Origin of the sequence: Streptomyces sp. ID05-39B (genome assembly GCF_033794725.1) — a bacterium.
Lineage (GTDB): Bacteria > Actinomycetota > Actinomycetes > Streptomycetales > Streptomycetaceae > Streptomyces > Streptomyces bobili.
Genome location: NZ_JARGEF010000307.1, coordinates 1 through 8,118 on the forward strand (window position 1 = coordinate 1; position 8,118 = coordinate 8,118).

General features: G+C 72.1%; 6 protein-coding genes. 5 read left to right on the top strand and 1 reads right to left on the bottom strand.

The features are described from left to right. Positions 1 to 157 precede the first annotated feature (157 nt). From P1P75_RS37110 to P1P75_RS37130, 5 genes are read left to right on the top strand one after another with little or no spacing between them, the layout of a single operon-like run. Positions 158 to 1,165, top strand: coding sequence for a phosphopantetheine-binding protein (locus tag P1P75_RS37110; protein WP_369076352.1), 1,008 nt, complete (start codon positions 158 to 160; stop codon positions 1,163 to 1,165). Positions 1,166 to 1,177: 12 nt separating this feature from the next. Then, on the top strand, positions 1,178 to 2,191 hold the full coding sequence (locus P1P75_RS37115) for a zinc-binding dehydrogenase (RefSeq protein ID WP_319263741.1): 1,014 nt from the start codon (positions 1,178 to 1,180) through the stop codon (positions 2,189 to 2,191). 13 nt (positions 2,192 to 2,204) lie between these two features. Continuing rightward, the gene (locus tag P1P75_RS37120; protein WP_319263743.1) at positions 2,205 to 3,446 is read left to right on the top strand and encodes a polyketide synthase; all 1,242 of its coding nucleotides are present in this window, start codon (positions 2,205 to 2,207) and stop codon (positions 3,444 to 3,446) included. 56 nt (positions 3,447 to 3,502) lie between these two features. After that, positions 3,503 to 3,943: a nuclear transport factor 2 family protein gene (locus P1P75_RS37125; protein ID WP_319263744.1), complete on the top strand. Its 441-nt coding sequence runs from the start codon at positions 3,503 to 3,505 to the stop codon at positions 3,941 to 3,943. Between the two features lie 44 nt (positions 3,944 to 3,987). Then, positions 3,988 to 6,324: an amino acid adenylation domain-containing protein gene (locus P1P75_RS37130; RefSeq protein WP_319263746.1), complete on the top strand. Its 2,337-nt coding sequence runs from the start codon at positions 3,988 to 3,990 to the stop codon at positions 6,322 to 6,324. Between the two features lie 96 nt (positions 6,325 to 6,420). Here the strand turns inward: P1P75_RS37130 and P1P75_RS37135 are convergent, their stop codons facing one another. After that, positions 6,421 to 7,371 carry a M28 family metallopeptidase gene (locus P1P75_RS37135; protein ID WP_319263748.1) on the bottom strand — a complete coding sequence of 317 codons (951 nt, stop codon included), beginning with the start codon at positions 7,369 to 7,371 and terminating at the stop codon, positions 6,421 to 6,423. Positions 7,372 to 8,118: the final 747 nt, after the last annotated feature.

Consider the following 8,118-nt stretch of genomic DNA (forward strand, 5'->3'; position numbering starts at 1 on the left):
ATTTTTTTCTTTTGTCATTCTCATGTTTGTCCTTTTACATTTTCTTTCTGTTCTCTTTTTTTTTTTTCGAGCAGAAAGGGGACTAATGTTTTTTTTGCTGTCTCGGGGGCTCGGGGATGGGTATAAGCGGGCGGTCCTGGAACACGACACCTTCGGGATGGACCACAACTTCTTCGACGCGGGCGGCCACTCGCTGCTGCTGGTGAAGCTGCGCGAGCAGCTCCGGCTCGCGACGGGCGCCGACGTCCCGGTCATCGACCTGCTGCGGCACGTCACGGTCCAGGACCAGGCCCGCCTGATCGCCCAGGTCCACCGGCCGGCCGAGGGCACCGCCGCCCCCCGGCAGGCCACCGCCCGCAGCCGGCCGGCGGGCACCGCGCCGGCCGCAGCCCCGGTGCCCGCCGGCGGACGTCACCACCTCCTCGCCCTGTCCGCCGTCACCGCCGACGCGCTGACCGAGGCCCGGGAACGGCTGGCCGCGTACCTGGAGGCGACGCCGGACGCGGCACTCGCGGACGTCGCGCACACCCTGGACCGGGGCCGTGAACGGTTCGGGCACCGGGTCGCCGTGGTCGTGGCCGGCCGGGACGAGGCGGTACGCGCCCTGCGCGACCCCGGCACGCCCGCGCATGCCGTCCCCGGACCGGCCCCCGCCACGGTGTTCGCCTTCCCCGACGGCACCGGCCCCGCCCGCCAGGTCCGCCTGGCGGAACGGTTCGCCGAGCACGGCGTGACCCCGGCCGCGGTGTACGGCACCGGCACGGGCCGGATCGCCGCCGCGGTGCTGAGCGGTGCGCTCGCCGCACCGGACGCGGAGCGGGCGGCGGCCGGCGACCCCGTACCGCCGCTGCGGCGCACACGGCTGCTGTGGACCACCGCCCTCGGCCCCGTCACGCCCGACGACCCCGCCCCGCGGGAGCAGCACCTGACGGCCGAGGCCGAGCCCGCCAAGCTGCTGCAACTCGCCCGCGACCAGCTCGGCGAGGTGGCCGTCCTGGACGTACCCGCGGCCGGCCTCTCGGAGAAGGCGCTGCTCACCGCCCTGGCGGCCCTGTGGTGCCGGGGCGTCGACGCCCGGCTGACACCGGCCGGTCCAACCCGCCGGCTGCGCCTGCCCGGCCATCCCCTGTCGTGGGCGCGGACCGCGCCCGCCGTACGTCCTTGAAGGAAGGTCCGTATGCCGCTCGTACGTGGCGAAGCCGCCGTTCTCGTCGAACCCGGGCGCCTGGAGGTGGAGGACGTCGCCTTCCGGGAGCTGCGCGAGGACGAGGTGCTCGTGCGCAACACCCTGGCCGCCATCTGCGGCAGCGACGTGCACCGGGTGCGCGCCGAGTCCCCCTTCTTCCGGGACATGCGCGACCACCCCTATCCCTGCCCGGCGGGGTACCCCGGTCACGAGGGTGTCGGGGAGGTCGTCGAGAGCCGTTCGGCGCGCTTCTCCCCCGGTGACTTCGTGCTCACCGTGCCCAACCACGCCTACATGGCCTCGTTCGCCCGCTACCAGACGATCGGCGACCGGTTCCTGCTGCCGCTGGAGCGCACCGGCGCGCCCACCGTCCCGCTGATGGCGCAGCAGCTGGGCACGGTCGTCTTCGCGCTGAAGCGGTTCTGGCCGGAGCCCGTGCGGCCGGGTCTGACGGCTGCCGTCGTCGGCGTCGGCTCGGCGGGGTTGCTGTTCCTCCAGATGCTGCGGCACCTGGGCTTCGAGAAGACCGTCGCGGTCGACCTGGAGCCGGGCCGGCTGGCCGTGGCGCGTTCCCTCGGCGCGGACGCGACCGCGCACGTGCCCGGGCAGAGCGCCGAGGAGGTCGTGATGGAGCTGACCGGCGGGGCGGGCGCGGACCTGGTCGTCGAGGCGGCGGGCACCGACGGGGCGCGCGAGCACGCGATGCGGATGGTCGGCCAGCAGGGCCGGCTCGGCTTCTTCGGCATGCCGGAGGACTACGAGATGCGCATCCCGTACGCCCATCTCTTCGTCCGCAACGCCCAGTTGGTCAACGCCGTGGGCGGCGCCCAACTGGAGCCGGGGCTCGCCTCGTTCCGCACGGCGCTGGACCTGATCGGGAACGGTTCGGTGCGCGTCGACGACCAGATCACCCACACGTTCGGCATCAAGAACATCGCCGACGCCTTCGACCTCGCGCACACCCGGCGGGACGACGTCGTCAAGATCGCCATCGCCTTCGACTGAGAGGAGGTCGCACATGTCGCAACGGTTCGACAACGCGGAACCCGTGGCCGTCGTCGGCCTCGGCGGCCGGTTCGCGAAGGCGCCCGACGTCGGCGCCTTCTGGGACAACCTGGTGGCGGGCGAGGACTGTTTCCGGCGGGAGCCGGTGCCGGTCGTGGAGGACCTGGGCGAGGACCGGCTGCGGGTCCACTCCTGGGGCGTCGCCCCGCACCGGGAGTCCTACGACAGCGCGCTCGTCGGCGTCGAGGGCCTGGACCCGCAGCACGGCATGCTCCAGGAGTCCCTGTGGCAGGCGGCGGAGGACGCCGGGGTCCGCCTGTCGGCGATCGCCGACCGGACCGCCGTCTACGCGGGCTGCGCCCGTACCCGGCACGTGCCGCGGGCTGCCTTCGACGACGTGGTGCACGTCGATCCGACGTTCGCCGGGCCCTACTTCTCCTACCTCCAGGACCTGTGGGGCGAGTCGCTGATGCTGGACTCGGCGTGCGCCACCTCGACGGTGGCCGTCCATCTGGCCTGCCAGAGCCTGCGGCTGCACGCCTGCGACTACGCGCTGGCCGGCGCGGTGGCCGTCCAGCAGGACGCCGACGGCTCCTACCTGCGCACCCCGCGCAGCATCTACTCCACCGAAGGCATCGTGCGCCCCTTCGACCGACGCCACAACGGCGTCGTGCCCGGCGACGGGTCGGGCGCCGTCCTGCTGCGCCGGCTGGCGGACGCCCGGCGCGACGGTGACCCCGTCTACGCCGTGATCCGGGGCAGCTCGGTCACCAACGACGGCCGGGCCAAGCCCGGTTTCGTCATCCCCGGCGTCGACGGCAAGGTGCGCGCGGTGCGCCGGGCGCTGGACGCGGCCGGTCTGACCGGGGCCGACGTCGACTACGTCGAGACGCACGGAGTCGGCATCCCGCTGAACGACCAGATCGAGGCGACCGCGCTGATCGAGGCCCTGGGCACCGACGGGCCGCCCGTCGCGGTCGGCTCGGTGAAGGCCTCCGTGGGCCACTGCGACACCGCGGCGGGCATGGCCGCCCTGATCAAGACGTGCCTCGCGATCGACCGGGGCTTCCTGCCCGCGACGCCGAACACCGAGGACCCCATCGAGGAGTTCACCGGCCGCGGCGAACGCTTCGGCATCCTCCCCGAGGGCCGCTCCTGGCCCGCCTCGGGCCGGCCTCGTACGGCCGGCCTGATGTCGGCAGGCGTCGGCGGCACCAACGCCTTCCTCGTCCTGGAGGAAGCCCCCGCCCCCTGACCGGACACCACGCCAGGCACCACCCGTTCCACCACCCACCACACCGAGGAGCACCCATGTCCGTCACCGCCGACCTCTACGTCGAGGTCAAGAACTTCTACGCCCGTCAGATGCGCGTCCTGGACGACCTGGACATCGAGCAGTTCACCGCGACCTTCACCGAGGACGGTTCGGTCGCCCACCCCCACCGCAGCGAGAAGGTGGAGGGCCGCGAGGCGATGCGCGCCAAGATGACGAGCATGCTCCCGATGTACGAGGGCCTCGTCACCCGCCACTGGTTCGACCACTTCCTGATCGAGCCGGCCGGCGCCGCCGAGGACGACGGCCTGCGGGTCACCTACTACTCGCTGGTCACCCAGACCGACGCCGAGGGCGGGATGCGGTTCTTCTCCTCCTCCAGCGTGGAGGACCGCATGGTGCGCGACGAGAAGGGCGAACTGCGCATCCGCGAGCGGGTCATCCACCGCGACAACCCCCGTCACGGCCGCGTCATCTGAGCACTCGTCCGCCGACCCGTGAACTGCTGGAGGAGGGCAGACAGATGGCAGAGACCTGGGAGTTGCCGCCGGCCGAGTGGAACGACACGGCACGGCCGTTCGAGGACCGGGTGAGCATGGTCGACCTGATCGAGCGGCGGGTACGGGAGTCACCCGGCGCGCCGGCCGTCCGCCTCGGCGACGGCGAGATCAGGACGTACGGACGACTGTGGGACGACTCCGGTCTTCTCGCCCGCTTCCTCGGCCGCCACGGGGTGGGCCGGGGAGACCACGTCGGCGTCCTGCACGACAATTCGTACGACAGTGTGCTGGCGGTCGTCGGTGTCCTGCGCACCGGCGCCGCCTACGTGCCGCTCGACGCGCGCTGGCCGGCCGGCCGGATCGCCGCACCGGTACGGCAGTTGGGCATCGACTGGATGGTGACCGGCCATGCGCTGGCGCAGCGCGCGGAGGAGTCCGGGCACCTGGCGGGCCGGGACCTGCGGCTGGTGTGCACGGACCTGACGCAGCCGGCGCCGGACCCGCTGGACGCGGAGGCGGTGGGCCTGCTGTGGGACACCGTCGCCGAGGACGGGGACCTGGCGCGGGCCTCGGGCTTCAACCAGGACCCGGGCGACGGCGTCTCCGCCGAGCAGATCGACACCTACGTCTCGCACGTGCGTGACCTGGTGCTGTCGGTGGCAGAACGCCCGCGGGTCGTCGAGGTGGGCTGCGGCGCCGGTCTGGTGGCGCGCGCGCTGCGCGACCGGGTCGCCGCCTACACCGGCGTCGACGTCTCGTCCGTGGCGCTGCGGCGGGCGGCCCGGGAGTCCGGCGGGGACGCACGGTTCGTGCACGCGCCGGCCGACGAGCTGGGCCGCGTGGTGCCGTCGGCCAGTGCCGACGTGGTGCTGCTGGCCAGCGTCGCCCAGTTCTTCCCCGGCTTCGCGTACCTGCGGTCCGTGCTGCGGGACGCCCTCGGCGTGCTGGCGCCGGGCGGGGCGGTGGTCCTCGCGGACCTCGTGGAGCCGGGCGAGGACGCGCGGGGCGGTCATCTGCACGTGCCCGCCCGGTGGTTCGACCGCATCGCCGACCAGCTCGGCCTGCCGGTGCGGGCGGAGGTACGCCGCCGCACCGAAGACGGCTGGCCGGCGGTGCTGCGGGATCGCTACGACGTCGTCCTGCGCCCGGCACCGCGCGGCGCGGGCACCCCGGGAACGCCGGTGGTCAGCACGTGGAGCGACGTCGAGACCGCCCGTGACCTGCCGCTGCCGGCCGGCCCCGGCGCCGACGACACCGCGTACGTCATCTTCACCTCCGGCTCCACCGGTGTGCCGAAGGGCGTCTCGGTGCGCCACCGCAGTGCCGTCAACGTCATCCAGTGGGTGAACGAGACCTACGCGGTCGGCCCGGACGACTGCCTGCTGTGGGTCACCGCGCTCACCTTCGACCTGTCGGTCTACGACCTGCTGGGCATCCTCGCGGCGGGCGCCAGCCTGCGCGTCGTCCCCCCGGCCGAACTCGCCGACGGGGAGCGGCTGCTGGACATCATGCTGCACGAGCCGGTGACCTTCTGGGACTCGGCGCCGGCCGCGCTCGGCATGGTGATGTCCTTCGCCGACGCACCGCACGAGGGCGGCCCGCCGCCGGGCCTGCGCCTGGTCTTCCTCAGCGGCGACTGGGTGCCGCTGGCCCTCCCGGACCGCGTGCGGGCCCGCTTCCCGAAAGCGCGGGTGGTGGCACTGGGCGGGGCGACGGAGGCGACGATCTGGTCCAACCACTTCGACGTGGGCGAGATCGATCCTTCGTGGACGAGCGTCCCGTACGGCAAGCCGATCCAGAACGCCCGCTACTACGTCCTGGACGGCGACCGCAAACCGTGCCCGATCGGCGTCGAGGGCGACCTGCACATCGCCGGCGTGGTGGTGGCCGACGGATACGTGGGCGATCCGCGGCTGTCGGCCCAGAAGTTCACGGCCGACACCGTGAGCGGCCTGGCGGGCGAGCGCATGTACGCCACGGGCGACCGGGCCCGCTGGATGGCCGACGGCAACCTGGAGTTCCGGGGCCGGCGGGACGACCAGGTCAAGGTGCGCGGCTACCGGATCGAACTGGGCGAGGTACTGGCCGCGCTGCGGCAGGTGCCCGGGGCTGTGGACTGCGCGGTGACCACGCTGGACGGGGACGACGGTCCGCAGATCGTGGCGGCGGTGGCCGCGGACGCCGGGCGGGAACTCTCCGGCGGCCAGGTCCGCCGCCATCTCGCCGGGACGCTCCCCAGCTACATGCTCCCGGAGCACGTGCTCGTCCTGCCGGCCCTGCCGGTCGGGCCCACGGGCAAGGTGGACCGGGACCGGCTGGCCCGGCTGGCCGCCCGCCCGCGAGGACGCCGGGGGGCGTGAACGGCAACGGGGCGGGGCGGGACCTCCGGACCTACGCCGGATGCCCCGCCCCGCTCCGCCCGCTGTCCGGGACCGGTTCCGTCCCCGATCACCGGATCAGGGACGCACGCCCAGCTTCCACACCATCGCCGCGACGGCGTCGGTGTTGACGTCCAGGGCGCCCCGGTCGATGTTGGCGGGGGTGTCGCAGGCCAGGTGGTAGCACTTGTCCATGGCCTCTCCTGCGGTGCCGCCCCACTTCGCGGCCTGCTCCGGGGTCTTGATCTCGGCCGAGCCGGTGAAGATGCCGCCGACCGCGACGCCCTTGGCCAGGAACGGCTCGTGGTCGCTGCGGCCGTTGAGCGCGGTGGCGGGCTCGGTGGGGATGCCCTTGGCGGTGAAGTACCGGTCGAAGTGCCGGGCGATCTCGGGGCTCTGGTCGTAGACGAAGTACCCGGGGTTCGGTGAGCCGATCATGTCGAAGTTCAGATAGGCGGTGATCTTCGACAGTTCGGCCGCCGGCAGGGTGTTCACGTAGTGCGTCGACCCGATGTACGTCTCCTCCTCCGTGCCCCAGAAGGCGAACCGGAGGTGCTGGGCCGGAGTGGCCTTCTTCGCGGACACCGTGAGCGCGGTCTCGAGGATGGCCGCGACGCTGGAACCGTTGTCGTTGATGCCAGGGCTCGTGTCGACCGAGTCGAGGTGCGCGCCGACCATGAGGACCTTTCCGGAACCGCCCCCGCGAGGCCAGTCGGCAATGAGGTTCCAGCTTTTCTTTCCGGCGAACTCGAATTCCTGGATCGAAGTGATGAATCCGGCCCCGTCGAGCTTGGCCCTGACATAGTCGACGGACGCCTGATATCCGGCCGTGCCATGCGCCCGGTTGCCGTTGTTCGCGTCGGAGATCTTCTGGAGCGCGTCGAGGTGCCGCATCACCTTGGTGACGGCGATATCGGGTGCCGACCGCACCTGAGCAGGCTCTTCGGCATGGACACCGGCCGTCCCGAGGAGCAGGAAGGACATCGTGGAGGCGGCGACGACGGCGGGGCGGAACTGCTGGAAAGGCACTGTTGATTTCCCTTTGCAGGCGGATGCTCGACCTATGCGATCAGGTGGTCCCGTGATCGTTCTGGATAATTCCACGACACCGGTACCTACGCCAGCCACTTTCACAACCGGAGGGAAGCGGACGTCCCTTTTCCGCCAGGACGGAAATCCCGCTTCGCAACCCGGAGGCCTAGGGAAAATCATACGCGGAGGGATATCGGGCGGCGCCCCGGCCGCAATTCCTGGCGCATTTCCTACGGCCTGGCCTTCACCACGAGCTCCGGGCAGGACGGCCGGCCGGACTCCCGCCGGCCTCGAGCGTCTCCGAGTGCGCCGCTCCGTCCACCCGCAGTCCCGGCCCTGGCCGCAAGGTCTCGTACCGATGACGGCAAAGCCCTCGTCGCACGCCCCCACACCGGCACGGCGAGGGGAAGAAGCACGGCAGCGGCAGGGGTGGTCCCGCACCGGTCGTCCCGCCGGCGTCCGCCCGCGATGAGCGCCCACCCGGGCGCCACCCCTGCGGGGCGGCGGACCGCGGATGTCACGCGTGGGAAACCTTGACGATCACTGTGGCGGGTGCCACGATTCCGGCGCCGCCATGTTTACGTAAACATCAGATCGCCGCCATGACCGATGTTTGCGTAAACATGCCGAGGCCGCCAGAGATCGAGCCCCCCACTCCGTCGAACAGAGCCGCCTCCCGACCCGAAAGGCCAGGCCGATGCGCCCCACCTCCGCCGGCACCCGCCGGACCCCCCGCCTGCGAGC